We start from the raw sequence: 24,348 nt of genomic DNA, 5'->3' as shown, positions 1-24,348 counted from the left end.
TGTACGGGGACCGACCCGCCACATGCAAATCGCCCCCGCCCGGACTCCCGGGCAGGGGCGATCTGGACGGTCAGCGGACCTCGGTGATCTCCGGGCCGCGCGCGAACGGGTCGAGCGCCGTGCCGCCGAATCGGTTCTCGGCCTCGCCGGCGCCGGCGGCTGCCCCGCCACCGTCGGCCACCATCTGGGCGTCCTCGGGGAGCTTCAGCACGATCGGGTCGCGGGGAGCCATCGGGGACTCACCGCGCACGACGACCGTCTGCCGGAAGACCTGCTCCAGGATCCCGGCCATCTCCGGCTGCACCGCCGCCTGGCCCGAGATCACGCCGCGCAGGAACCAGCGCGGACCGTCGCAGCCGACGAACCGGACCAGCTGGACACCCTGGGTGCCGTCCGGCAGCTGCACGGGGACCTGGGCGCGGAGGTGCCAGCCGAGCGGGCCCTCCTCCTCCTCGATGAGGCCGCCCTGCGAGGTGATGCCGTTGGCGATCTCCTCCCGGACCTCTCCCCAGATGCCCTCGGACTTGGGGGCCGCGAAAGCCTGGAGCTGGATGGCGCTGTTGCCGAGCACGAGGGTCGCGGCCACGATCGCGTCACCGGCGACCTCGACCCGAAGCTCCATGCCCTCGACACCGGGGACCAGCAGACCCCCGAGGTCCACCCGTCCCTCTTCGGGGTTCTCCAGCTCGGAGTGGTCCCACGGACCGTCCGGCCGCGGAGCCGGCGGCAGGCCGACCCGGTCGGCCACATCCAGCTCGGTCACGTTCTCGCTCTCGGCGGAACCTTCGACGTCATCGGCCGTCTCGTCGGCGCTGATGGCGTCGTCGGCGAGCTGCTCGACAGCGTCCTCGCTCTTCTGGCGACGACGGAACACGGTCACTGTCCTTCCCGGTCCAAGACCGATGCGAATACCTGCTCGGCTTCCTGCGAGGCCGCGGGAATGCTAGACCGCGGCGTGGCCGCCGGTCGACCCGAACCCGCCCTCGGCACGTGCCGACCCGGGCAGTTCCTCCACCTCGTGGAAGCGGGCCTTCTCGACCTGCTGGATCACCAGCTGGGCGATTCGGTCCCCTCGGCGGAACTTGACCCCCTCGCGCGGGTCCAGATTGACGACGATCACCTTGATCTCTCCACGGTACCCGGCATCGACCGTCCCCGGGGCGTTCACGAGAGCAACTCCGCAACGAGCTGCCAGCCCGGAGCGGGGGTGGACGAAGGCCGCGTAGCCGTCGGGGAGGGCGATGGCGATGCCCGTGGGCAGGACGACCCGCTCGCCGGGGGCCAGTTCGGCGTCCACGGTGGTGCGCAGATCGGCGCCGGCGTCGCCGGGCTGCGCGTAGGCGGGCAGCGGCAGCTCGGGGTCGATGCGCTTGATCAGGACGTCCAGCAGCGGGCGGGGGGTATCGCTCAAGGGTTCACCTCAAAGGCTCGTGCGCGCTTCATCAGATCCGGGTCGTCGAGGACCTTCTCGATGTCCTCGGCACGACCGTGCGTGGTGAAGTGTTCCAGCTTCACCTCGATGAAGAGCGCCTGAGCGCGTACGGCGACCGGTCCGTCCGGGCCGCCGATCCGCGCCTCGGCCGCGCTGTAGATCTTCCGGCCGTGCACGCCGGTGACCCAGGCGCGCAGGTGCAGCACCGAGTCGACGGGCACCGGGGAGAGGAAGTCGGTCTCCAGCCGGGCGGTCACGGCGGGGGCGTGCAGCAGCCAGTTGAGCGTGCCGAGGGTCTCGTCCATGGCCGTGGTCAGCAGGCCGCCGTGGGCCAGGCCGGGGCCGCCCTGGTGGACGTCCCGGACGGTGAACTCGGCCGTGACGTCGAGTCCTTCGCCGGCGATCGCGTCGATCTTCAGGCCGCCGGGGTGTTGCGGGCCGCAGCCGAAGCAGTGCTCGTAGTGGGAGCCGAGCCGGGTGCCGGGGGCGGGCGCCTGAGGGGCGCGCGGCGGCAGGACGGCGTCCGGCGGCGGGGTCGTCGGGGTCGGCGGCATCGTGGGCGCCGGCCGGTCGGTGGGGGTGTCGGGGGCTGTCGTACCGGTCACGGCGCCCAACCCTACCCAGGGGTAGGAAGGCCCTCGGTGGGGGTGGCGTCCCGCGCGGGGTGTCAGGGCGCCCACAATGGAGGGCATGTACGACGAACGCCTCACGGTGCCGCGCTCCTGGTGGCTGCTCCCGGTCGCGGTGGGCCTCACGCTCGCGCTGATCCTGATCCGGGTCAGCGGCCCGGCCGCGCTGGTCGGGCTGGTGGTCGGCATCGCCGCCGGCGCGGTCGGGATCAGCAGTTACGGCTCGGCCCGGATCCGCGTGGTCCAGGGCTCGCTGGTGGCCGGACCGGCCCGGATCCCGGTGGAAGCGCTCGGCACCGCGCAGGCGCTGAGCCCCAAGGAGGCGGCGGCCTGGCGCGGTCCCAAGGCCGATCCCCGCGCCTTCATGCTGCTGCGCAGCTACGTTCCGACGGCGCTGCGGGTCGAGGTGAGCGACCCGGCCGACCCGACGCCGTACCTCTACCTGTCGACCCGCTCGCCGATGAAGCTGTCGGAGGCGCTGGAGGAGGCCCGGCGCGGCGCCCGCGCCTGAGGGAGCGGGCCCAGGGCACGAGGGCCCGAGAAGGACCGGTGAAACGGAGAGGGACGGTTCCGCTGCTGCGGGACCGTCCCTACGACTTTGCGCCGGCCGCCGTGTCGGCCGGCTCCGTCCTGTCGGGGCCGTCCGGACGGACGGCCCCCGGAACTGCCGTCCGGCCCCGCTGCCCGGGGCCGGAAGGAGCGGTGTGCCGGTCCCGCGGGAGCCGCGGGCACCGGGCCCTGTCCGCCGCGGTGCTCAGGCGCCGCAGTCCCGGCAGATCGGGTTGCCGTTCTTCTCGCTGTACAGCTGGCTGCGGTGGTGGACCAGGAAGCAGCTCATGCAGGTGAACTCATCGGCCTGCTTCGGCAGGACCCGAACGGCGAGCTCCTCGTTCGAGAGGTCGGCGCCCGGGAGCTCCATGCCCTCGGCAGCCTCGAACTCGTCGACGTCGACAGAGCTTCCGCCCTTGTCGTTCCGCCGAGCCTTGAGTTCCTCGATGCTGTCCTCGTTGAGCTCGTCGTCGGTCTTGCGTGGGGTGTCGTAGTCGGTTGCCATTTTTCGCTCTCCCCCTCCGGGTTTGTGCGGTGTGTGCGGTATCTCCAGGGCACGTAACGCATGGGGGGTCGGTCTTGTGCCCGACCCGAGGCGGAGATTTTGCCTTACTTCAAGCCCTGTTACTCAATCGACACTCAGCCGGGCCTCCATCGGGGTGATCCTCGGGGCTGGCGAAGGCCTCACGCTGGGCCATCGCCGCCCCTTCCCGAGCTCGGCGAACCGGACACGCACAGTGAGCAGAGCTGGTGCGGACACCCACCGAATCCCTTGCCCACCAGGGACGCCGACCGTCGCGACGGGTCCGCCCGAGGACGGAATCCGGTCACGCACGGCGACCGACACCCCCGGCCGGATGATCACTCTCCGAGGTTGTCCAGGACCGTGGAGCGACACGGTGTGAGCTTGGTCACGTTCAGAATCTTCCGGGGCAAACCACGGAAAATCCACCCACTCCGACCGCCCCTCGGCGCACCCTATTCGGCGCCCTTCCGGGCCGCCCGACGGGCCAGGATCGCGGCCTGGCGCTCCTCGAACTTGCGCGCCTGGGCGTCCAGCCCGTCCAGGAAGACACCCAGCTCGTTCTGGGCCAGCACGCCCTCCGGGCCGAGGCCGTCGATCTCCATCACCTTGAGCTTGCGCAGCACCGGCTGCAGCACGTCGTCGTGGTGGATGCGCAGGTTGTACACCCCGCCGAGGGCGATCTGGGCGGCGGCGCGCTCGAAGCCGGGGATCCCGTGGCCGGGCATCCGGAAGTCGGTCACCACGTCGGCGATGGCCCGCATGGCCTGGTCCGGGGCGATCTCCAGGGCGGCCTTCAGCAGGTTCCGGTAGAAGACCATGTGCAGGTTCTCGTCGTTGGCGATCTTCGCCAGGAGCTGCTCGCACAGCGGGTCGCCGGCGTGCTTGCCGGTGTTGCGGTGCGCGATGCGGGTGGCGAGCTCCTGGAAGGCCACGTACGCGACCGACTGCAGCATGCTGTGCGCGTTGTCGGACTCGAAGCCCTCGGACATGTGGTTCATCCGGGCCCGCTCCAGCTCCACCGGGTCGACGGCCCGGGTGGCGAGCAGGTAGTCGCGAATGGCTATGCCGTGGCGGCCCTCCTCGGCCGTCCAGCGGTGCACCCAGGTGCCCCAGGCGCCCTCGCGCCCGAACATGCTCGCGATCTCGTGGTGGTAGCTGGGGAGGTTGTCCTCGGTCAGCAGGTTGACCACCAGCGACACCCGGCCCAGCGCGGTCACCTGGGACTGCTCGAGCGACCAGGCCTCGCCGCCCAGCACGCCGTCGAAGTCGCGCCCGCGGCTCCACGGGACGAACTCGTGCGGCATCCACTCCTTGGCCACGCCCAGGTGGCGGTTGAGCTCCTTCTCCACGACCTCTTCGAGGGCCAGGATGAGCCGCGCGTCGGTCCAGCCGCTCGATCCGAGGGCGGGGCTGCTCTGCACGGTGCTGCGCTGTACAGGGGCGATGGTCACGGTCTTGCTCCCGGAGGACGGCACGCGCGGGGACGGGCGCGCTGGGCGGGCACGCAACGTGCGGACCCGTCGGCGGGGGGCACCGGCGGACCCACTTACGGTTGCGTAGGTTACGACACCGTAAGTTGCTCGGGCCGGAAAAGACAAGCCGCCCCCGCCAGGCCTTATGTCGTCTTGACGGGCCTGGCGGGGGCGGCGGGAAACGGTCGCCCACGGAAGGGGCGGTCAGCGCGGGGCGGAGCCCGGGACGGCGCCCTGGGGCGACGGGATGCGGACCCGCATGGTGAGCCCGCCGCCGGCGCGCGGGGTGGCCTCCACGGTGCCTCCGTGGGCGCGCACGACCGAGCGGACGATGGACAGGCCGAGCCCGACCCCCTTGTCGCTGCGGGTGCGGTCGGCGCCCTTCACCCGGCGGAACGGCTCGAAGATGTGTTCCAGCTCGTACCCGGGCACCACCGGTCCGGTGTTGGAGACCACCAGCTCGCCGCCGCCCGGCACCGCGGCGGTGGCCAGCTCGACCCAGCCGCCCGCGGTGTTGTACCGGACTGCGTTCTGCAGCAGGTTGAGCGCGAGCCGCTCCAGCAGCACGCCGTTGCCCGCGACCACGGCCGGATCGAGCTTCGAGCGCAGCTCGACCTCGCGCTTGTCCGCCTCGGCCCGGGTCTGCTCCAGCGCCCGGGTGGCCACCTCGGAGAGCTCCACCGGGCGGCGGTCGGTCAGCTCGTTCTCGCTCCGGGCGAGCAGCAGCAGGCCCTCGACCAGCTGCTCGCTGCGCTCGTTGGTGGCCAGCAGGGTCTTGCCGAGCTGCTGCAGGTCGGGCGAGGCGGCCGGGTCGGAGAGCTGGACCTCCAGCAGGGTGCGGTTGATCGCCAGCGGGGTGCGCAGCTCGTGCGAGGCGTTGGCGACGAAGCGGCGCTGGGAGTCGAAGGAGCGGTCCAGCCGGTCCAGCATGTCGTCGAAGGTGTCGGCGAGCTCCTTGAGCTCGTCGTCCGGCCCGTCCAGCTCGATCCGGCGGTGCAGGTCGGAGGAGGCGACGTCGCGGGCGGTGCGGGTGATCCGGCCGAGCGGGCGCAGCACCCGGCCGGCCATCGCGTAGCCGGCCGCGAAGGCGATCACGGCGAGGCAGACCAGGACGGTGAGCAGCTTGCGCAGCAGGGTGTTGAGCGCCTGGCTGGCCTGGTAGGCCTTGTAGTCGTTCAGCCACTGGTCGAGCGCGGACTGGCTGGTCAGGGTGAGGTTGTCCGGGGTGCGCACCGAGATGCCCGAGCCGTTGAGCACCAGGTGCGGCTGGCCGACCTCCTGGAGGGCCTGCTGGACGAAGAAGTACATCACCAGCAGCAGCACCACGCCGGCCATCAGGAACATCCCGCCGTAGAGCAGGGTGAGCCGCATCCGGATGGTGGGGCGGAAGGGCAGCCAGGCGAGCACGCCGTCGCCGGGGACGTAGGTCTGGTTCGACCGGGCCGAGCGCGGGGGGTGCACGGGCTTGGGCGGGACGGCGCGCGGGCCGCCGGCGGGCGCGCCGGAGGCCCCGCCGGCCGGGGGCGGGGTGGTCATGATCGTCCTCTCGGGGCGTCCGCCGTGGCGGGCGCGGGGTGGTGGGGTCCCGGGGCGGGGGCCCTCCTCGGTGATGAGTCCGGGGAGCCCGCCGGGCGGGTCGCTCCCCGGCGGGATCAGGTGGCCGATCCGTGACCGGATCCGGTGGCCGGAAACGGTGGCCGGAGCCGGCGGTCGATCCGGTGGTCAGATCCGGTAGCCGGAGCCCGGCACGGTGACGATCACCGGCGGGTCGCCGAGCTTGCGGCGCAGCGTCATCACGGTGACGCGCACGACGTTGGTGAACGGGTCGGTGTGCTCGTCCCAGGCCTTCTCGAGCAACTGCTCGGCGGAGACGACGGCGCCGCCGGCCCGCATCAGCACCTCCAGGACGGCGAACTCCTTGGGGGCGAGCTGGACGGTGCGCCCCTCGCGGATCACCTCGCGCCGGCCGGGGTCGAGCGAGATCCCGGCCCGCTCCAGCACCGGGGGCAGCGGGACGGTCGCACGGCGGCCCAGCGCCCTTACCCGGGCGACGAGTTCGCTGAAGGCGAACGGCTTCGGAAGGTAGTCGTCCGCGCCGATCTCCAGCCCCTCGACCCGGTCGCTGATGTCGCCGGAGGCGGTCAGCATGATCACCCGGGTCGCCAGGCCCTGCTCGACCACCTTGCGGCAGACGTCGTCGCCGTGGACCAGCGGGAGGTCCCGGTCCAGGACCACCACGTCGTAGTCGTTGACCGCGATGCGCTGGAGCGCGGCCTCCCCGTCGTACACCACGTCGACGGCCATCGCCTCGCGGCGCAGGCCGGTCGCGACGGCCTCGGCAAGCAGCTGCTCGTCCTCGACGACGAGAACCCGCACGGTCGTTGTCCCTTCTCCAGGCCGGCCCCGGAAAGCGGACGCACGGCTCCGACGGTGCCTCCATCCTGCCTGGTCCTGCGGTAAAGCAGCGATAAGCTGCCACTCGGGCAGGACGCCCGGGGCCGCGACGGTGACCGTTCGTGTCGGTATCACTCCGCTTGGAATGTGACACGGGCAACTTTCTTCCGCCGGGAGGTTTCCCGGCCCCCTCCCGGGGGAGGACAGCTGCACACCCGCGATCTGGTTCTTGGCCGATCGCACCCACCCGCCGTGCGTTCATCCGCGCCGGCCCTGGGGCTGGGACATCACCGGGAGCGGCCGAAGGCCGTCTCCGCGCCCGACCGGAGAGCCACCACCTGCCGGCCGGGGCGCATTCACCGGCTGAACCTCCTCGGGGCGGAGAACGCACGACCGTGCACGTCCGACACAGTAAGGGGGCCCGTATGGACGCCTTCAAGGCCGGAATCCTGCAGCGCATAGCCAACGCCGAGCAGGACCTGCACCGCGCGATCGAGGCCGGGGACGAGTTCCTCGCCGAGGTGGAGCAGTCCGAGCTGGACGACCTCCGCCGACTCGCCGCCGAGCACGGCGTCGACACGGTGCTGGAGCGCCACCGCACCGCTGCCTGACCCGTCCGGTACCACCGACCCGTCGCCGGGACTCCGGCACCTGCGGCCCTGTGGGGGCCGTGCGAAACCCCAGGCCCTGGCATCCCCCGTATGCCAGGGCTCTTCGCATGCCCGGGCCCTTCGCACGTTTCGCGCGATTCACGTGTTTCGCATGCTTCGCGTGTTCGGGTTCGCCGCCGGCCCCGGGCTCTTGTCGTGCCCGGGGCCGGTCGGCGGGTGGCCCGTCGGCCGGCCCCGGTCCGGGCCGACCGGAGCCGGTCAGTCCGCCCAGGCGCGCAGCGCGGCCAGGCGCTCCTGCAGCGGCTCGTACACGCCCGGGGCGGCGGCCACGGTCAGCTCGCGGTCCGGGTCGTGCCCGGGGCGGCCGCCGGTCAGGGCGCCGGCCTCGGCGGCGATCAGGCAGCCGGCCGCGCGGTCCCAGGGGGCGAGGCCGCGCTCGTAGTAGCCGTCCAGCCGCCCGGCGGCGACGTCGCACAGGTCCACGGCGGCCGCCCCGCCCCGGCGGACGTCCCGCACCTCGGGCATCAGGGCCAGCAGCACCTCGGCCTGGCGCACCCGCACCGACTGGACGTAGTTGAAGCCGGTGGCGATCAGCGCCTGCCCCCACGGCGGGGCCGGGCGGGCCGAGAGCGGCGCGCCGTTCAGCCGGGCGCCCCGGCCCAGCACGGCGTGGAACAGCTCCTCGCGCGCCGGGGCGTACACCACGCCGACGACCGCCCGGCCGTCCACCTCGGCGGCCACGCTGACCGCCCAGGAGGGCAGCCCGTACAGGTAGTTGACCGTGCCGTCGAGCGGGTCCACGACCCAGCGGACCCCGCTGGTGCCGGACCGCTCGGCGCCCTCCTCGCCGAGGTAGCCGTCCGCCGGGCGGCGTTCGGTGATCAGCTCCAGCACGAGCTTCTCGGACGCGAGGTCCATCTCGGTCACCACGTCGACCGGGCTGCTCTTGGTGCCGGCCACACCGAGGTCGGCGGGGCGGCCGTCGCGCAGCAGGGCGCCGGCCTGCCGGGCCGCGTCCAGGGCGACGTCCAGCAGGTCGTCGAGGAGCCGGTCGTCGGGCTGGGCGGGGGCGGTCACGGGATTCTCCTCCGGAACGGCGGGACGGACGGTCGGCGGGCGGGCGGGCAGGACGGCCGGCACGCGGGACGGACGGTCAGCGCTCGGCGACGGCCGGGCGCTGGGAGCGCGGGTTGGGGCAGCAGGCCACCGCGCACACGTCCTGGCTGGGGCCGAGCCGGCCGAGGGCGCAGCGGGTCACATCCTCGCCGCGCTCGGTCGCGGCCCGCTCCAGGAGCAGCTCGCGCACGGCGGCGGTGAAGCGGGGGTCGGCGCCGACGGTGGCGGCGCGGGCCACCGGCAGGCCGAGTTCGGCGGCCTTGGCGACGGCCTCGGTGTCGAGGTCGTACTTGACCTCCATGTGGTCGGAGACGAAACCGATCGGGACCATCACCACGGCGGGCGCGCCCTCGGCGTGCCGCGCCTCCAGGTGGTCGCAGATGTCCGGTTCCAGCCACGGGGTGTGCGGGGCTCCGCTGCGGCTCTGGAACACCAGGTCCCAGGGCCGGTCGGCGACGCCGGTGCGCTCGGCGACGGCCGCGGCGATCAGCCGGGCCACGTCCAGGTGCTGGGCGACGTAGGCGCCGCCCGGCGTGCCGCGGGCCGGGTCGTCCGGGGCGCCGGAGGTCTCGGCCATGGTGTCCGGGATGGAGTGGGTGGTGAACGCCAGCCGGGCGCCGGCCCGGACGGCCTCGGGGAGCTCCGCCAGCGCGGCCAGGGTGGCGTCGGTCATCGGCTCGACGAAGCCGGGGTGGTTGTAGAAGTGCCGCAGCTTGTCGACCCGCAGCGCGGGCACGCCCTCCGCGGCCAGCGCGGCCAGCGCGTCGGCGAGGTTCTCCCGGTACTGGCGGCAGCCCGAGTAGCCGGCGTAGGCGCTGGTGGCGAGCACGGCGATCCGGCGGTGGCCGTCGGCGGCCATCTCGCGCAGGGCGTCGACCAGGTAGGGCGCCCAGTTCCGGTTGCCCCAGTAGACCGGCAGGTCCAGCCCGTTCTCGGCGAAGTCCTTGCGCAGCGCGGCGAGCAGCTCGCGGTTCTGCTCGTTGATCGGGCTGACCCCGCCGAACAGGAAGTAGTGCTTGCCCACTTCCTTCAGCCGCTCGGTGGGGATCCCGCGGCCGCGGGTGACGTTCTCCAGGAACGGGACGACCTCCTCGGGGCCCTCGGGCCCGCCGAAGGACAGCAGCAGCAGGGCGTCGTACGGGGCGGCGCCGGAGGGGGAGGGTTTGCGCGCGTCGGACATGGCACCGATCCTGCCACTGAGGGGTCGGGTGCCGTCGCCGGGGCCGCGCCGGTGTCCGGAAAATACCGTTTGCCAACGTACGTAAGCTGTGTACGCCAATCTTGTTCCTTACTTCACCCCTGACCCCGGTCCTCACTCCCCACGGAGATCCCCCGTGCTGTCCAGCTACCGCCGGATATTCGCCGCCCCCGGCACCCTGGCCTTCTCGTCCGCCGGGTTCATAGCCCGTCTGCCGATCTCCATGGCGGGCATCGGCATCGTGACCATGCTCTCCCAGCTGACGGGGTCGTACGGCCTGGCGGGAGCGGTCTCGGCGACCATGGCCGTCGCCGCCGCCGCCCTCGGCCCGGCGGTCTCCTGGCTGGTCGACCGCCGCGGACAGCGCCGCATCGCCCTCCCGGCCACCGCGTTCACCGTCGCCGCCGCGACCGGACTCCTGCTCTGCGCCCACTTCCACGCGCCGTCCTGGACCCTGTTCCTCTTCGCCGTCGGCCTCGGCGTCATGCCCAGCGCCGGCGCCATGGTCCGCGCCCGCTGGGCCCACCTCTACCGCGACGACGCGGCCAAGCTGCACACCGCGTACTCCTTCGAGGCCGTCGTCGACGAGGTCTGCTTCATCGTCGGCCCGATCCTCGCCATCGGCCTGGCCACCAACGTCTTCCCCGAGTCCGGCGTCCTGGTGGCCGTCATCGCGCTCGCCGTCGGCATCGCCCTGTTCACCGCCCAGCGCCGCACCGAGCCACCGGTCCACCCGGCCGCGGCCCACAGCGGCGGCAGCGCCATCCTCAACGGCGGCCTGGTCGTCCTGGTGCTGACCTTCGTCGCCACCGGCGCGATCTTCGGCTCGGTCGAGATCGTCACCGTCGCCTTCGCCGACGCCCAGGGGCACAAGGGGCTCTCCAGCGTCGTCCTGGCCGTCTGGGCGCTCGGCTCCGGCCTGGCCGGCGTCGTCTACGGGGCGCTCAAGCCCAAGAGCCCGCTGTCCACCCGCTTCCTCGTCGGCGTGGTGATGATGGCGCTCAGCATGATCCCCATCCTGGTCGTCGCCTCCACCGTGCACGGCGTCGGCGCCCTGATCGCGGCCGGTGCCGCCCTGCTGATCGCCGGCGTCGCCATCTCCCCCACCCTGATCTCCGCGATGGCCCTGGTCGAGCGGCTCGTCCCGGCCGCCAAGCTCACCGAGGGCATGGCCTGGACCACCACCGGACTCGCCCTCGGCGTGGCCTTCGGCTCCTCGGTCGGCGGCTGGGTGGTCGACGCCTCCGGCGCCTCGGCGGGCTACTGGGTGCCGCTGGCCGCCGGCGCCCTCGGCGTGGTCGCCGCGGTCTCCGGACTCGGCCGCCTGCGCGCCGGAGTCGCCGCGAACGAGCCCGCCGACGAGGCCGGACGACCCGTAGACGCCGAACGGTGAACTGACTAATCTCTCGCCCTACCCATGGGTAAGCCCGTGGGTAGGGCGGCCCGCCGCCCTGACCGCGCCGACCCGTTCGGCCACGGAGCAGGAGGCAGCGCAATGCCCCAGGCCAGTACCGCGACCCGCGCCCGGTGGACCAACTGGGCCGGCAACCAGAGCGCCCGGCCGGCCCGGGCCGCCGAGCCCGGCACCGCGGAGGAACTGGCCAAGGAGATCCTGCGCGCCGCCGAACAGGGCCGCACCGTCAAGGCCGTCGGCTCCGGCCACTCCTTCACCTCGATCGCCTCCGCCGGCGACGGCGTCCAGATCCGCCCGCACGCGCTCACCGCCGTCCGCGCGATCGACCGCGAGGCCGTCACCGTCGAGTCCGGCCTGCCGCTGCACCGCCTCAACCGGGTCCTCGCCGCCGAGGGCCTCTCGCTCACCAACATGGGCGACATCGAGGTCCAGACCGTCGCCGGCGCCACCAGCACCGGCACCCACGGCACCGGCCGCGACTCCGGCTCGCTCGCCGCCCAGGTCCGCGCCCTGGAGATCGTCCTCGCCGACGGCTCCGTCAAGCGCTGCTCCCCCACCGAGAACCCCCGGCTCTTCCAGGGCGCCCGGCTCGGCCTCGGCGCCCTCGGCGTGATCACCGCACTCACCTTCGGCGTCGAACCGGCCTTCCTGCTCACCGCGCACGAGCAGCCGATGGACTTCGACGAGGTGCTGGAGCGCCTCGACGACCTCACCGCCGTCAACGAGCACTTCGAGTTCTACTGGTTCCCTCACACCGACCGCTGCGCCACCAAGCGCAACAACCGCAGCCAGGGGCCGGCCGCCCCGCTGCCCCGGTTCAAGGAGTGGCTGGAGGACGACTTCCTCTCCAACACCGTCTGGGAGGGCGCCTGCCGGGTCGGCCGGCGGTTCCCCGGCTCGATCCCCTCGATCGCCGCCCTGGCCAGCCGCGCCTGGTCCGAGCGCAGCTTCACCGACACCGCGTACCGGGTCTTCACCAGCCCGCGCAAGGTCCGCTTCGTGGAGATGGAGTACGCGGTGCCGCGCGAGGCCGTCGCCGAGGTGCTGCGCGAGCTGAAGGCCCTGGTCGAACGGTCCGACTGGAAGGTCAGCTTCCCGGTCGAGGTGCGCTTCGCCCCCGCCGACGACCTCTGGCTCTCCACCGCCTCCGGCCGGGACAGCGCCTACATCGCCGTCCACCTCTACCGGGGCACCGCCGACCAGGGCTACTTCACCGGCGTCGAACAGCTCATGACCGCCCATCAGGGCCGCCCCCACTGGGGCAAGCTGCACACCCGCGACGCCGAGTACCTGGCCGGCGTCTACCCGCACTTCGGCGACTTCACCGCACTGCGCGACGAGGTCGACCCGCGGCGGGTCTTCGCCAACGACTACCTGCGCCGGGTGCTGGGGGCCTAACTCGCAGGGGTGCCGTCGGCCGGCGGCGGGGTCGCGGTCGCCCCGGCCGGCTCGTTGCCGGGTACGGGCGGCCGCGAGGTGGCGCCGCCGGTGGGCTGCCCACCGCCCGCGGACGGGGAGGACCCCGCCGACGGGCTCGCGCTCGGGCTCGGGCTCGGGCCCGCCGAGGGTGAGGCCGTCCCCGCGCCGGTGCTCGGGGTGGAGCTCGGCTCCCGGCTCGGCCGGCTCGTCGCCGGGGCCGAGGCACCGCCGGACGGCGTGGCGTCCGCGCCCCGCTCGCCGCCCCGGGCCGGCCGCTCCGGCGGAGCGTCCTGCGGGCGGGAGGACTTGGGCGTCACCGCGCCGCCGAAGGAGGTGCCGTTGCCGGACTCGCCCTTGACCGTCGCCGACACCGGCTGCCCGGTGGCCAGTTCGAACACCACGATCGGCGTCATCGCCAGCACGAACACCAGCCCGGACACCACCGCGTAGGACTTCCAGCCCCACCGCCGGCGCGCCCGCACCACCTGCGGCTCGTTCCACTCCGCCGTGATCACCGGCGGCCCCGCGGGCTCCCCTGGTTCCGCCGGCACCTGGCGCAGCGTGTTGACGGTCTGGTTCGGCCCGCGGTCCACCGCTTCGCGCAGCTGTTCCCCGGTCCGTCTGAAGACGTGCTGGAACACCGCGCCGCCGGTGGTGGCCCCGATGCTCACCACCGCGGCGCCCATGATCGTTCCGTACACGCCCAGTTCGGAGGCCAACAGCGCGCCCACGACGGCGGCCAGCGCACTCGCCACGACCTGAGCCACACTCAGATCGATTCGCCCACGCTCCTCCTTGCCGCCCTCCTCGGCGGGGCTCCGCTCCGGCATCAACATCCCTCGGTCCGTACGACTGTTCCTCGAACAAGCCACTCCATCTTGCCCAAAGAAGGACACAAGGGGCGAAAATGCGGTTCCGCACGCCCGGATTGTGTGAAGATGATCACCGTTCACCCGACGGCGGTCCGCCATCGGGGGCGCGCGCTCTTGAGATTCCCGTGAATCGCGGGAGACTTGAGCGGCGAGCCGCCCCTTCGGATGCCACGAATGGAGTACTGTTCGTAAAGCCTGAGCCTTGGGTCGACTTGTCGACTGCGCCTACACCGGCAGCTTGACGAGGAGCCACGGACCAGGCACGCACGGCGACGCCCGTCCCGGATCGTCGCGATCACTGCGCGTGCGAGGACGGCCGGGACACCCAGGCGCGACGTCGACGGATGACGTGGCAAAAAGGCAACCGTGCCACAGCGGCATGTCCGGGCCTAAGCCCGACACGCCGGGGAACTCAGCAAGGTTGTGGCCAGTCGCGAGTGGGCAGGCCACACTCAGTACGGGAGCAGCGACGCAGGTGACGTCGGCAGGCACCACCCGGGAGGTAACCGTGCCCGAACTGCGGGTTGTGGCCGTCAGCAACGACGGCACACGGCTGGTGCTCAAGGCTGCCGACAGCACGGAGTACACCCTCCCCATCGACGAGCGGCTACGCGCCGCCATCCGCGGCGACCGGCCGCGCCTCGGCCAGATCGAGATCGAGGTCGAGAGCCACCTCCGCCCCCGGGACATCCAGGCCCGGATACGAGCCGGTGCCTCCGCCGAGGAGGTCGCCCAGGCCGCCGGGATCTCCGTCGACCGCGTGCGCCGCTTCGAGGGCCCGGTCCTCGCCGAGCGCGCCTTCATGGCCGAGCGCGCCCGCAAGACCGCCATCCGCCGCAACGGCGAGTCCACCGGCCCGCAGCTCGGGGAGGCCGTCTCCGAGCGGCTCGCGCTGCGCGGCGCCGAGAAGGACACCGAACGCTGGGACTCCTGGCGCCGCGACGACGGCACCTGGGAGGTCATCCTCTACTACCGGGCCGACGGCGAGGGGCGCAGCGCCTCCTGGACGTACGACCCGCCGCGGCGCCTGGTCCAGCCCAACGACGACGAGGCCCGCGCGCTGATCGGCGAGAACGTCGAGCGCGAGGAGGAGTCGGTCTTCCCGTTCATCCCGCGGATCGCCCGGCTCCCCCAGGACCGGCCGCCCCGCCCGATGATCGACCGGCCCTCGGCCGACCGCATCATGTCGGCCCGCGAGGTCCGCGAGTCGCGGGAGGCCACCGCCGATTCCCGGGACTCGCTGACCAGCCTGCTCGACGTGGTCCCCGCCTTCCGCGGCGACCTCGCCGTCGGCAGCCCCACCGCGATCGAACCGGTGCCCGCGGAGGTCGCCGAGGAGAGCGAGGAGTCGGCCGCGGCCGCCGCCCCGGCGGTCGGCGCGGGCTCGGCCTACGCCGACATCCTGATGCCGCGCGCCGTCGCCCCGCACCGCGAGCGCCTGGTCGGCACCACCGACCGGCAGGCCGAGGCGGACGGCGTCCGGCCCGGGCGCCGGGCCACCGTGCCCAGCTGGGACGAGATCGTCTTCGGCAGCCGGCGCAAGAAACAGGAGTAGCGGCGGACACCGTGACGGGGCGGGAGGCCCGGCCTCCCGCCCCTCCGGCACGGCTCAGCCCGGCTGGTCGGTGACCGCCACCGGGCGGCCGTCGTCGCTCGACCACTCGCTCCACGACCCCGGGTACAGCGTGGCCGGCAGGCCCGCCACCTCCAGCGCCAGGATCTGGTGCGCCGCCGTCACCCCCGAGCCGCAGTAGACCGCGGTCTCCCGCTCCCCCGCGCCCAGCCCCCGGAAGCGGGCCGCCAGTTCGGCGACCGGGCGGAACCGCCCGTCCGGACCGACGTTCTCCGTGGTCGGCGCGGACACCGCGCCCGGCACGTGCCCGGCCTTCGGGTCCACCGGCTCGACCTCGCCCCGGTAGCGTTCCCCCGACCGGGCGTCCAGCAGCAGGCCGTCGCGCGCCCACACCGCCGCGCCGTCCGCGTCCACCGTCGGCAGCTGACCCGGCACCGGCTTGAAGTCTCCCTCGGCGGCCTCCGGCAGCTCGTCCGTCACCGGCAGTCCGGCCGCCCGCCAGGCCGCGAAACCGCCGTCCAGCACCCGGACGTCCCGGTGCCCGGCCCAGCGCAGCAGCCACCAGGCGCGCGCGGCCGCCATCGAGGCCGCGCCGTCGTACACCACGACCGGACGGTCGGCGCTCACCCCGAAGCCGCGCATCGTCGCACCGAACACCTCCGGGTCCGGCAGCGGGTGGCGCCCACCCCGGCCGGGAGCGCCGGGCGGGGCCGCGAGGTCCCGGTCCAGCTCGACGAAGTGGGCACCGGGCAGATGCCCGGCCCGGTACTCCTCGGCCGCGGTCGGGCCGCCCGGGGCGGCACCGACCAGCTGGTAGCGCACGTCCAGCAGCACCGGCGGACGGGCGGAGGCGAGCGCCTCCCCCAGCTCGGCCGCGGAGATCAGCGGGGAACCCTCGTTGTAGGTGGTCATGGCGGCCATTGTCGCGCAGCGCCGCCGACCCGCCGCTCTTTGTGCGGACTTTGCCGGGATTTCCGCGCGGCCCGAGGGTTGGGCGCCCGTCAGGGTGGAAGCATCACCCTCGCGCCCGAGGATTCCCGTGCGCCAATCACCCATGAGGAGGCCCGCATTGCCCGCGGTGGAACTCCGACTGGCCCAGGGGACGCCCTGCTGGGTCAGCCTGCTGACCGATGACCTGGCCGGCGCCCGCGCCTTCTACGGCGAGCTGCTCGGCTGGACGTACACCCCGGGGCCGGGCCAGCTCGGCGACTACGTCCGGGCCGAGCTCGACGGGACACCGGTCGCCGGCCTCGGCCTCTCCACCGCCACCGGCTTCCCGGTGCAGTGGACCACCTACTTCGCCGTCGACGACGCCGACCGCACCGCCCAGCTGATCCGGGAGTGCGGCGGCACCGTCGCCGTCGGGCCGCTCCAGGCCGAACGCGCCGGGCGGATGGCCATCGCCTCCGACGTCTCCGGCGCCGTCTTCGGCCTCTGGCAGGGAGAGGAACACCTCGGCCGGGAGGCCGGAACCGACCCCGGCGAACCGGCCTGGGCCGAACTGCTCACCCCCGACACCGAGGGCGCCGCCGTCTTCTACGCCACCGTGCTCGACCGCTCGGTCCGGCCCGGCGCGGACGAGAGCTCCCTGCTGGTGCACGGCCGGCCGGTCGCCGGCATCCGGCACCGCGCCGACCTGCGCGGCCACCCGCCGCGCTGGCGCACCCACTTCGCCGTCCGGGACGCGGCCCTGACCGCCCGTCACGCGCTGGAGCTCGGCGGCCGGATCCTGGTCGAGCCGCACGAGACCTCGCACGGCCTCGCCGCCCGGCTCGCCGACCCCCAGGGCGGGCACTTCTCCGTCCTGGAACCGGCGGGCTGACACCGCCCCGCGGGCTCGGGCCCGCTCGCCTCCCGGGCGGGGCGGGAGCCCGCGGCTCAGACCTGCTGCTCCTCGAAGGGCAGCACGTCCGGGGAGAGCACCGAGGCGCGGGCCGTCGCCGCGGTCAGCCGGCGGCGGTGGTGGCGGCGGCAGAGCACCTCGTAGCCGATCTCGTCCTCGCTCACCGATATGTCGCCGATCACCACCTGGGCGCCCTCGACCACCATCACCCCGCCGACCGTACGGGCATTGTGGGTCGCCCGCGCCCCGCACCAGCACAGCGCCTCGACCTGCAGCACCTCCACCCGGTCGGCCAGCTCGATCAGCCGCTGCGAGCCGGGGAACAGCCGGGTGCGGAAGTCGGTGGTGATGCCGAAGGTGTAGACGTCGATGCCCAGCTCGTCCACCACCCGGGCCAGCTGGTCGACCTGCTCCGCGGCGAAGAACTGGGCCTCGTCGCAGATCAGGTAGTCCACCCGGCCGCCCGCCGAGAGCCGCTGCACCACATGGGCGTGGAAGTCGAAGTCGTCCGTCACCTCGACCGCCTCGGCCCGCAGGCCCAGCCGGCTGGAGATCGTCGCGGCGCCCGCCCGGTCGTTGCGGGTGAGGATGACGCCCCGCCGGCCGCGCGCGGCGTGGTTGTGGTCCATCTGCAGCGCCAGCGTCGACTTGCCGCAGTCCATCGTGCCCGAGAAGAACACCAGTTCAGCCATGGGTGGAGCAAGGGCCTTTCAGATCAGGGGAGTTCGGGCACAGAGGGGTCAAGGACGCGGCTCAGCCGCGGACTTCCAGCAACGGCACGAACTGCTCGACCGGGGTCATCGAACCGTGCAGGCCGATCATCGCGGATTCGCCGGGCTCGTTGCGGGAGGCGACGATCGCGATGTCGTCGCGCGCCGCGGCGACCACGTCGCCGATCCGGGCGTACACCCGCTCGTCCACGACCGGGCCGAACCAGCCCGCCTCGATCGCCTGGTCCCTGGTCGCGACCCACATCCGGTCGCCCAGCACCTCGCTCCAGACCGTGTGCACGTCGGCCGCGGCCCCCGGCACCGCGTACACGTGCCGGGCCCGCCCCTCGCCGCCGAGCAGGGCCACACCGGCGCCCAGCTCCCAGTCCTCGTCGAAGTCGATCCGGTCCTCCGGCGCGATGTCGATCATGCCGTGGTCGGCCGTCACGTACATCGCCGAGCGCGGCGGCAGCTGCTCGGCCAACCGGCGGGCCAGCCGGTCCACCGCGTCCAGCGTCATCCGCCACTCGTCCGAGTCCACCCCGAACCGGTGGCCCGCCCCGTCCAGCTCGCTGACGTAGGTGTACACCAGCGCCCGGTCGTGCTCGGCCAGCCAGGAGGCCGCCAGGTCCATCCGCTCCTCGCCCGTGGTCCGGCCGAGGAAGGTGCCGCCGGACAGCGCCACCCTGGTCAGCGGGGTCTGGGCGAACAGCGGGGAGGAGACCTGCGCGGTCGCCACCCCCGCCCGGTGCGTCTGCTCGAACACCGTCGGGTACGGCTGCCAGGCGTGCGGCTCGGTCGGCGGCTGCCAGCGCAGCTGGTTCATCAGGTAGCCGGCGCCCGGCACCGCCACCGTGTACCCCGCCAGGCCGTGCAGGCCCGGCGGCGTCCCGGTGCCGACCGAGGCCAGCGAGGTCGCCGTGGTGGACGGGAAGCCCGCGGTCAGCGGACGGCCGGTACCGCCCAGCGAGCTCGCGGCCAGCGAGGACAGGAACGGCGCGTACTCGGGGTGGCGCAGCAGCAGCTCCCAGCCCAGGCCGTCGACCAGGAACACCACCACCCGGTCCGCCGGGGCGATCGGCAGCGTCGCGGTGAACCCGGGGACGCCGAGCCCCGCCGCCACCGAGGGCAGCAGGTCGCTCAGCGAACCGCTGCCGTAGGGGGGCGCGGGGGCCGCGGCCGGGTCAAGGATCTCGAAGGCGTCGTAGCCGTCGGCAGAAACGAAGGACATGGAACCGGATTCGTAGCGTTCGGAGGCGGCGATCAGGCCCGCGGGCCGTTGTCGATCGTCGCGTCGGACAGCGCCCGGGCGAACAGCAGTGCCTGGGACACCGTCTCCGGGCCGTCACCGGCCTCGCTCACCCGCAGCGAGAGGTCGTCGGCCGTCGCCGAGCCGGTGTAGCCGTGGTCGGCCTCGCAGTTCGGGTCCGAGCAGCCGGCCGGCTCCAGGTCCAGACGCTGCACCGCGCCCCAGCCGATCGTCAGCACGACCTCGCGCGGCAGCGTCCCCGGCGTGTACGTCTCCGGGTTCGCCACCATCCGGCTCAGCACGACCGAGCCGATCCGGTCCAGCCGGACGCTCTCCGTCGACGTCGTCGCGAACGGCACCGAGGGGCTGCCCTCGGCCCCCGACTGCTCGTCGGTGTGGCTCACCACGAACCGGGTCGGGGTCAGCACCAGCACGGTCACGTGCCGGCGGACCTCGTTGGCGTCGAAGGTCGTCTCCTGGTGCACCAGGTAGGAGCTGATCGGCTCCGGGCCCACCGCGGCCTCCACCGCCTCGGACACCAGGGCCGGGTAGTAACCGCTGCGCTCGATAGCCGAGCGCAGGTCCTGAGTGCTGGTGGTACCGGTCTTCGCCATATCTCCATCCTGGCATGGTCCGCCGACGAAGCGGGCGGCACGGCGCCGAGCTTCGGACAACAGCGCCCGGGCAGGGCGCAACCAAGGAAGGTTACAGCGTGCTCATCGCGCGCGGGCCCAGATCGCTGCGGACCGGCAGGGGTGCGACCCGCACCCGCGCCCCCAGGATCGCCAGCCCGTGCGGGGCCACGACCACGGGTTCGAGATCCACCGACGCGATCTCCGGGACGTCGTCCACCAGCTGCGACACCCTGAGCAGCAGTTCCTCCAGGGCGCCGGTGTCCACCGCCTCCGCGCCGCGCCAGCCGAACAGCAGCGGCGCCGCCCGTACCTCCCGGATCAGCCCGGCGACGTCCTGGTCGGTGGCCGGAACCAGCCGGTGCGCCGTGTCGCCCAACAGTTCGGCCGGCGCGCCGGCCAGCCCGAAGGAGAGGATCGCGCCGACCGCCGGGTCGACCGTGGCACCGATCACGGTGTCCACCCCGCGCGGCGCCAGCCGCTGCACCACCAGCTCGGCCTGCGCGGCGCCGCCGAGCAGCGCGTCCAGCTCGCGGTGGGCCCGGCGCAGGCCCGGCTCCCCGGTCAGGTCCAGCCGGACACTGCCCAGGTCGGGGCGGTGGCGCAGGTGCGGGGCGGTCGCCTTCAACGCCACCGGGTAGCCGAGCGAGGCCGCCGCCGCGACCGCCGTCTCCTCGTCCGGCGCCGGGAGCGTCGGCGAGACGTCGATGCCGTAGCGGGCCAGCAGCTCACGGGTCCCGGCGTCCGGCAGGGTGATCCGGGCGCCGCCCGGCTGGGTGCGCGCCGCGACCGCCGTCCGGGTGCTCAGCGCCGCCGCCACCAGGGTGCGGGCGCCGGGCTCGTCGATCCGGTCCAGCTCGGGGACGCGCGCCGTCTCCTCCGCCTCGGCCGTCCGGCGGCGCCACTGCGCGTAGTGGACGGCGTGGCCGAGGGCGTTCACGGCCCGCTCGGGCGCCGGGTACGCGGGGATGCCGCCGGGGCGCAGCCGGGCCGGCAGGTCGGTCAGCGCCAGGTGGGCGAGCACCAGCGGCTTGCCCAGCTCCCGGGCGCGCTCACCGGCTTCGAGCAGGGCGACGGCGATCTCCGGGTCGTCGGTGCCCATCGCGGGGTCGTCCTCGCCGGTCAGCCGGCCGCCCATGAAGGCGTGCGCGGAGGTGCCGATCGGCGGGATGGCGACGGCGATCACCGCGTCCACGGCCGGGTCGGCGAGGGCTACGTCCAGCGCGATCCGGAAGTTCTCGCCGGTCGCGGCGGTCGTCAGGTCGACCGGTGTGCGCGGGCGCAGGCCCGCGCTCAGCAGGGCGTCGTAGGTGAGCAGGCCGAGCGAGTCCGAGTTGCCGACCACGGCCACCCGGTCCCCCTTCGGCAGCGGCTGCAGGGCCAGCAGCTCTCCGGTGTCGTACAGCTCGGTGATGGTCGAGACCCGGAGGACGCCCGCCTGTTCGAACAGTGCGTCGACGGTCGCGTCGCGCAGGGCGGTGGCGGTGGCCGGGACGGCGTGGCCGGGCGGCAGGCTGCCGGTGTGCCGGGCGCCCTTGACCACCACGACCGGCTTGACGGCGGCCAGCCGGCGGGCGATCCGGGTGAACTTGCGCGGGTTGCCGAAGGACTCCAGGTACAGCAGCACCACCTGGGTGGCCTCGTCCTCGGCCCAGTACTGCAGGAAGTCGTTGCCGGAGACGTCGGCGCGGTTGCCCACCGAGGCGAAGGAGGAGACGCCGAGGCCGCGCTTGTGGGCGGCCTCCAGCAGGGCCACCCCGATCGCGCCGGACTGGCAGAAGATGCCGAAGCCGCCGCGGCCGGGCAGGCGCGGCGCGAGGGAGGCGTTCAGCGGGTACGCCGGGTCGGTGTTGATCAGGCCGAAGGCGTTCGGGCCGACCACCCGCATCCCGGCCGCGCGGGCCTGGCGGACCAGCGCCCGCTGCCGGTCCCGGCCCTCCGGACCGGTCTCCGCGTAACCGGCGGTGACCACCACCAGGCCCTGCACGCCGTGCGCGCCGCACTCGGCGACGGCCGCCGGGACGGCGCCCTCGGGGACGGCGACCACCGCGAGGTCCACCGGCCCGGGAATGTCCAGAATCGACCGGTGCACCGGGACGCCGTCCAGCTCGGTGCCGGGCGGGGCGTTGCGGTTCACCGCGTGGACGGGAAACCCGTCCGGGGCGGTGCCCAGCAGGTCGCGCAGGATCGCCCGGCCCACCGTCTGCGGGGTGCGGGAGGCCCCGATCACCGCCACCGAGCGCGGGGTCAGCAGCCGCTGCACCGAGCGCGCCTCGGCACGGTGCTCGCGCGCCCGCATCACGGCGAGCGAGCGGTCGGTCTGTTCGAGGTCGAACTCCAGGTGCACCACGCCGTCGGCGAAACTGCGGTGCTGGGTGTAGCCGGCGTCGGTGAAGACCTTCACCATCTTCCGGTTCTCCGGCAGCACCTCGGCCTGGAAGCGGCGGATGCCGCGCTCCTGGGCGACGGCGGCGATGTGCTCCAGCAGCGCGGAGGCCACGCCCCGGCCCTGGTGGGCGTCCTGCACCAGGAAGGCCACCTCGGCGTCGGTCCCGGTGGCGGACGGGCGGCCCTCGGCGTCGATCCGGTCGTAGCGGACGGTGGCGATGAAGTGGTCGCGGACGACCACCGCGAGGCCCACCCGGTTCACGAAGTCGTGGTGGGTGAAGCGGCGGACGTCCTTGGCGGAGAGCCGCGGATAAGGGGCGAAGAAGCGGAAGTACTTGGACTGGTCCGAGACCTGCTCGTAGAACTCCACGAGGCGCCCGGCGTCGGCGGGCGTGATCGGCCGGATCCGCGCCGTACCGCCGTCCCGCAGGAGGATGTCGGCCTCCCAGTGCTGCGGATAGTCCGGTTGCTGCTCGGGGTTCGCCACCGCGGAGTCGTCCACATTCGTCAGGTTATCCGGCGGCGAGCCGAATGGCGCCGGACCAGTGCCCACGGCAGGGTGGACGGGATCCGCCGCGGGGGTTTATGCCCCGAAAAGAAACAATCACAACTCCTGAACACGGCGGCTCGCAGGGGTCACCTGCATGCAACACTGGTCTAGACAACATGGCCGTTCCCCCGCTCCCCCGAGCACGGCCGTGACCAGCTTCACCGGAAAGGCACGTCTCATGGCCGAGCGCCGCGTCACCATCGGTTGGGCCGAGGGCCTGCACGCCCGTCCCGCCTCCGTCTTCGTCCGGGCCGTCACGGCCACCGGCGTGCCGATCACCATCGCCAAGCCCGGCGGCAACCCGGTCAACGCCGCCTCCATGCTCGGCCTCCTCGGCCTGGGCGCCCAGGGCGGCGACGAGGTCATCCTCGCCTCCGACGCCGAGAACGCCGACGCCGCGCTCGACCGCCTCGCCAAGCTCGTCCAGGAAGGCCTCGACGAGCTCCCCGCCGCCTGAGGCCTCGCGAACGCCCGATCGGGGTGCCACCGGATTCCGGTGGCACCCCGATCCGCTGTGGTCAGCCCTTGACGCAGACGACCTGCTTGAGGTGTGCGACCACCTCGACGAGGTCCTTCTGCTGCTCGATGACCTTCTCGATGTTCTTGTAAGCGCCCGGGATCTCGTCCACCACGCCGCTGTCCTTGCGGCACTCCACGCCCGCGGTCTGCTCGGCCAGGTCCCGCGTGGTGAACTTCTTCTTGGCGGCGTTGCGGCTCATCTTGCGACCGGCGCCGTGCGAGGCGGAGTTGAACGCCGCCTCGTTGCCCAGGCCGCGGACGATGTAGGACCCCGTCCCCATCGAACCCGGGATGATCCCGAGGTCGCCGGAGCCGGCCCGGATCGCGCCCTTGCGGGTCACCAGCAGGTCGACACCGTCATACCGCTCCTCCGCCACGTAGTTGTGGTGGCAGCTGATGACCTCGTCGAAGGTCACCTCGGCCTTGGCGAACTCGCGCCGGACGACGTCCTGGAAGAGCGCCATCATGACCGCGCGGTTGTACTTCGCGTACTCCTGCGCCCAGAACAGGTCCTGGCGGTAGGCGCCCATCTCCGAGGTCTTCCCGAGGAAGACCGCCAGATCCCGGTCGATCAGGCCCTGGTTGTGCGGCAGCGAACGGGCGACGCCCATGTGGTGCTCCGCCAGCTCCTTGCCGATGTTCCGGGAACCGGAGTGCAGCATCAGCCAGACAGAACCGGATGTATCGACACAAACCTCGCAAAAGTGGTTCCCGGATCCGAGCGTTCCCATCTGCTGCATCGCCCGCTCGCGGCGCCACTTGACGTCCTCCGCGATGTCGTCGAAGCGCCGCCAGAAGTCGTCCCAGCCGGTGGCCCGGAAGCCCTGCAGCCCCGCCGGGTCGACCGGGTCGGTGTGCAGGCCTCGGCCGACCGGGATGGTCTGCTCGATCTTGCTGCGCAGGCCGGACAGGTCGTCCGGGAGGTCGTCGGCGGTGAGCGAGGTCTTCACCGCGCTCATCCCGCAGCCGATGTCGACGCCGACCGCCGCCGGGCAGACCGCGTCCTTCATGGCGATGACGGAGCCGACCGTCGCGCCCTTGCCCAGGTGGACGTCGGGCATCACGGCGAGGCCGTGCAGCCAGGGCAGCGAGCTGATGTTGCGCAGCTGCTGCAGGGCCTGGCCCTCGACCGTCGCCGGGTCGGTCCACATCCGGATCGGGACCCGGACGCCGGGGACTTCGGTGTACGTCATGATCGAACGACCTCCATGGGTCGGGTGGTTCACGAGAGAGTGGGGTGCCGCGCGAAAGG

23 protein-coding genes are annotated in these 24,348 nt (G+C 73.3%); 7 read left to right on the top strand and 16 right to left on the bottom strand.

The genetic code is table 11. The features are described from left to right. Nucleotides 1-70 precede the first annotated feature (70 nt). The 3 genes from IE332_RS30025 to IE332_RS30015 all read right to left on the bottom strand — a co-directional run bounded on the left by IE332_RS30025 (nt 71) and on the right by IE332_RS30015 (nt 1,986). Nucleotides 71-874 carry a DUF3710 domain-containing protein gene (locus IE332_RS30025; RefSeq protein WP_189922435.1) on the bottom strand — a complete coding sequence of 268 codons (804 nt, stop codon included), beginning with the start codon at nt 872-874 and terminating at the stop codon, nt 71-73. Nucleotides 875-943: 69 nt separating this feature from the next. Beyond that, a complete protein-coding gene (gene dut / locus IE332_RS30020; protein ID WP_189922433.1) occupies nt 944-1,411 on the bottom strand; it encodes a dUTP diphosphatase in 468 nt (155 codons plus the stop codon). Further along, complete coding sequence (locus tag IE332_RS30015) at nt 1,408-1,986, bottom strand: PaaI family thioesterase (RefSeq protein WP_189922474.1); 579 nt, start codon at nt 1,984-1,986, stop codon at nt 1,408-1,410. Before IE332_RS30015 ends, dut begins: the two co-directional genes overlap by 4 nt. A 136-nt stretch (nt 1,987-2,122) precedes the next feature. Here IE332_RS30015 and IE332_RS30010 point away from each other — a divergent pair, with 136 nt between their 5' ends. After that, a complete protein-coding gene (locus IE332_RS30010; protein WP_373313875.1) occupies nt 2,123-2,572 on the top strand; it encodes a DUF3093 domain-containing protein in 450 nt (149 codons plus the stop codon). A 243-nt stretch (nt 2,573-2,815) separates the two neighbouring features. On the opposite strand, the gene IE332_RS30005 is transcribed toward IE332_RS30010, so the two are convergent. From IE332_RS30005 to IE332_RS29990, 4 genes are all read right to left on the bottom strand, one after another. Continuing rightward, the gene (locus IE332_RS30005; protein WP_189922429.1) at nt 2,816-3,115 is read right to left on the bottom strand and encodes a DUF4193 domain-containing protein; all 300 of its coding nucleotides are present in this window, start codon (nt 3,113-3,115) and stop codon (nt 2,816-2,818) included. Nucleotides 3,116-3,588: 473 nt separating this feature from the next. Beyond that, nucleotides 3,589-4,587, bottom strand: coding sequence for an acyl-ACP desaturase (locus IE332_RS30000; RefSeq protein WP_189922427.1), 999 nt, complete (start codon nt 4,585-4,587; stop codon nt 3,589-3,591). A 225-nt stretch (nt 4,588-4,812) separates the two neighbouring features. Continuing rightward, nucleotides 4,813-6,144 carry a sensor histidine kinase gene (locus IE332_RS29995; RefSeq protein ID WP_189922424.1) on the bottom strand — a complete coding sequence of 444 codons (1,332 nt, stop codon included), beginning with the start codon at nt 6,142-6,144 and terminating at the stop codon, nt 4,813-4,815. A 186-nt stretch (nt 6,145-6,330) separates the two neighbouring features. Further along, nucleotides 6,331-6,984, bottom strand: coding sequence for a response regulator transcription factor (locus IE332_RS29990; RefSeq protein ID WP_063349384.1), 654 nt, complete (start codon nt 6,982-6,984; stop codon nt 6,331-6,333). 443 nt (nt 6,985-7,427) lie between these two features. Here IE332_RS29990 and IE332_RS29985 point away from each other — a divergent pair, with 443 nt between their 5' ends. Continuing rightward, nucleotides 7,428-7,613, top strand: coding sequence for a hypothetical protein (locus tag IE332_RS29985; RefSeq protein ID WP_030057688.1), 186 nt, complete (start codon nt 7,428-7,430; stop codon nt 7,611-7,613). A 258-nt stretch (nt 7,614-7,871) separates the two neighbouring features. On the opposite strand, the gene IE332_RS29980 is transcribed toward IE332_RS29985, so the two are convergent. Both IE332_RS29980 and IE332_RS29975 read right to left on the bottom strand, forming a co-directional pair. Next, entirely contained in the window at nt 7,872-8,690 is an 819-nt protein-coding gene (locus tag IE332_RS29980; RefSeq protein ID WP_189922422.1) for an inositol monophosphatase family protein, read from the bottom strand. Between the two features lie 76 nt (nt 8,691-8,766). Then, nucleotides 8,767-9,909 (bottom strand): ferrochelatase, encoded by a 1,143-nt coding sequence (locus tag IE332_RS29975; RefSeq protein ID WP_189922420.1) that lies wholly within the window; start codon nt 9,907-9,909, stop codon nt 8,767-8,769. Between the two features lie 154 nt (nt 9,910-10,063). Between IE332_RS29975 and IE332_RS29970 the strand changes: the two genes are divergently transcribed. Together IE332_RS29970 and IE332_RS29965 are read left to right on the top strand one after the other, a co-directional pair. Then, nucleotides 10,064-11,320, top strand: a complete 1,257-nt coding sequence (locus IE332_RS29970) for an MFS transporter (protein WP_189922418.1) — start codon at nt 10,064-10,066, stop codon at nt 11,318-11,320. 102 nt (nt 11,321-11,422) lie between these two features. Next, on the top strand, nt 11,423-12,739 hold the full coding sequence (locus tag IE332_RS29965) for a D-arabinono-1,4-lactone oxidase (RefSeq protein ID WP_189922416.1): 1,317 nt from the start codon (nt 11,423-11,425) through the stop codon (nt 12,737-12,739). On the opposite strand, the gene IE332_RS29960 is transcribed toward IE332_RS29965, so the two are convergent. Then, complete coding sequence (locus IE332_RS29960; RefSeq protein ID WP_189922414.1) at nt 12,736-13,590, bottom strand: hypothetical protein; 855 nt, start codon at nt 13,588-13,590, stop codon at nt 12,736-12,738. The two genes, IE332_RS29965 and IE332_RS29960, sit on opposite strands and share 4 nt — an antisense overlap. Before the next feature lie 517 nt (nt 13,591-14,107). Between IE332_RS29960 and sepH the strand changes: the two genes are divergently transcribed. Then, nucleotides 14,108-15,187, top strand: a complete 1,080-nt coding sequence (sepH, locus tag IE332_RS29955; RefSeq protein ID WP_189922412.1) for a septation protein SepH — start codon at nt 14,108-14,110, stop codon at nt 15,185-15,187. A 54-nt stretch (nt 15,188-15,241) separates the two neighbouring features. On the opposite strand, the gene IE332_RS29950 is transcribed toward sepH, so the two are convergent. Further along, entirely contained in the window at nt 15,242-16,117 is an 876-nt protein-coding gene (locus IE332_RS29950; RefSeq protein WP_189922410.1) for a sulfurtransferase, read from the bottom strand. A gap of 166 nt (nt 16,118-16,283) precedes the next feature. On the opposite strand from IE332_RS29950, the gene IE332_RS29945 reads away from it, so the two are divergent. Then, nucleotides 16,284-17,027, top strand: a complete 744-nt coding sequence (locus tag IE332_RS29945; RefSeq protein WP_308437617.1) for a VOC family protein — start codon at nt 16,284-16,286, stop codon at nt 17,025-17,027. Nucleotides 17,028-17,083: 56 nt separating this feature from the next. Here IE332_RS29945 and IE332_RS29940 read toward each other — a convergent pair whose 3' ends face one another. From IE332_RS29940 to IE332_RS29925, 4 genes are all read right to left on the bottom strand, one after another. After that, nucleotides 17,084-17,740 (bottom strand): thymidine kinase, encoded by a 657-nt coding sequence (locus IE332_RS29940; RefSeq protein ID WP_189922406.1) that lies wholly within the window; start codon nt 17,738-17,740, stop codon nt 17,084-17,086. 61 nt (nt 17,741-17,801) lie between these two features. Then, the gene (locus IE332_RS29935) at nt 17,802-18,989 is read right to left on the bottom strand and encodes an alkaline phosphatase family protein (protein WP_189922405.1); all 1,188 of its coding nucleotides are present in this window, start codon (nt 18,987-18,989) and stop codon (nt 17,802-17,804) included. A gap of 32 nt (nt 18,990-19,021) precedes the next feature. Beyond that, on the bottom strand, nt 19,022-19,621 hold the full coding sequence (locus IE332_RS29930; protein WP_189922404.1) for a DUF5998 family protein: 600 nt from the start codon (nt 19,619-19,621) through the stop codon (nt 19,022-19,024). Between the two features lie 91 nt (nt 19,622-19,712). Further along, entirely contained in the window at nt 19,713-22,514 is a 2,802-nt protein-coding gene (locus tag IE332_RS29925; protein WP_189922472.1) for a bifunctional acetate--CoA ligase family protein/GNAT family N-acetyltransferase, read from the bottom strand. Nucleotides 22,515-22,755: 241 nt separating this feature from the next. Here IE332_RS29925 and IE332_RS29920 point away from each other — a divergent pair, with 241 nt between their 5' ends. Then, nucleotides 22,756-23,034, top strand: a complete 279-nt coding sequence (locus IE332_RS29920; RefSeq protein WP_189922403.1) for an HPr family phosphocarrier protein — start codon at nt 22,756-22,758, stop codon at nt 23,032-23,034. 61 nt (nt 23,035-23,095) lie between these two features. On the opposite strand, the gene IE332_RS29915 is transcribed toward IE332_RS29920, so the two are convergent. Then, nucleotides 23,096-24,289 carry an RtcB family protein gene (locus tag IE332_RS29915; RefSeq protein ID WP_189922402.1) on the bottom strand — a complete coding sequence of 398 codons (1,194 nt, stop codon included), beginning with the start codon at nt 24,287-24,289 and terminating at the stop codon, nt 23,096-23,098. Between the last annotated feature and the right edge of the window lie 59 nt (nt 24,290-24,348).

The organism is Kitasatospora xanthocidica (assembly GCF_014656195.1).
Taxonomy (GTDB): Bacteria; Actinomycetota; Actinomycetes; order Streptomycetales; family Streptomycetaceae; genus Kitasatospora; species Kitasatospora xanthocidica.
This window is presented reverse-complemented; position numbering and strand designations above follow the sequence as displayed.

Bases quoted from the DNA above. Each gene is read 5' to 3' on its own strand.
- IE332_RS30015 (WP_189922474.1), bottom strand. From the start codon at position 1,986: ATGCCGCCGACCCCGACGACCCCGCCGCCGGACGCCGTCCTGCCGCCG.
- IE332_RS30010 (WP_373313875.1), top strand. From the start codon at position 2,123: ATGTACGACGAACGCCTCACGGTGCCGCGCTCCTGGTGGCTGCTCCCG.
- IE332_RS30005 (WP_189922429.1), bottom strand. From the start codon at position 3,115: ATGGCAACCGACTACGACACCCCACGCAAGACCGACGACGAGCTCAAC.
- IE332_RS29995 (WP_189922424.1), bottom strand. From the start codon at position 6,144: ATGACCACCCCGCCCCCGGCCGGCGGGGCCTCCGGCGCGCCCGCCGGC.
- IE332_RS29985 (WP_030057688.1), top strand. From the start codon at position 7,428: ATGGACGCCTTCAAGGCCGGAATCCTGCAGCGCATAGCCAACGCCGAG.
- IE332_RS29975 (WP_189922420.1), bottom strand. From the start codon at position 9,909: ATGTCCGACGCGCGCAAACCCTCCCCCTCCGGCGCCGCCCCGTACGAC.
- IE332_RS29965 (WP_189922416.1), top strand. From the start codon at position 11,423: ATGCCCCAGGCCAGTACCGCGACCCGCGCCCGGTGGACCAACTGGGCC.
- IE332_RS29960 (WP_189922414.1), bottom strand. From the start codon at position 13,590: ATGCCGGAGCGGAGCCCCGCCGAGGAGGGCGGCAAGGAGGAGCGTGGG.
- IE332_RS29950 (WP_189922410.1), bottom strand. From the start codon at position 16,117: ATGACCACCTACAACGAGGGTTCCCCGCTGATCTCCGCGGCCGAGCTG.
- IE332_RS29940 (WP_189922406.1), bottom strand. From the start codon at position 17,740: ATGGCTGAACTGGTGTTCTTCTCGGGCACGATGGACTGCGGCAAGTCG.
- IE332_RS29935 (WP_189922405.1), bottom strand. From the start codon at position 18,989: ATGTCCTTCGTTTCTGCCGACGGCTACGACGCCTTCGAGATCCTTGAC.
- IE332_RS29930 (WP_189922404.1), bottom strand. From the start codon at position 19,621: ATGGCGAAGACCGGTACCACCAGCACTCAGGACCTGCGCTCGGCTATC.
- IE332_RS29920 (WP_189922403.1), top strand. From the start codon at position 22,756: ATGGCCGAGCGCCGCGTCACCATCGGTTGGGCCGAGGGCCTGCACGCC.
- IE332_RS29915 (WP_189922402.1), bottom strand. From the start codon at position 24,289: ATGACGTACACCGAAGTCCCCGGCGTCCGGGTCCCGATCCGGATGTGG.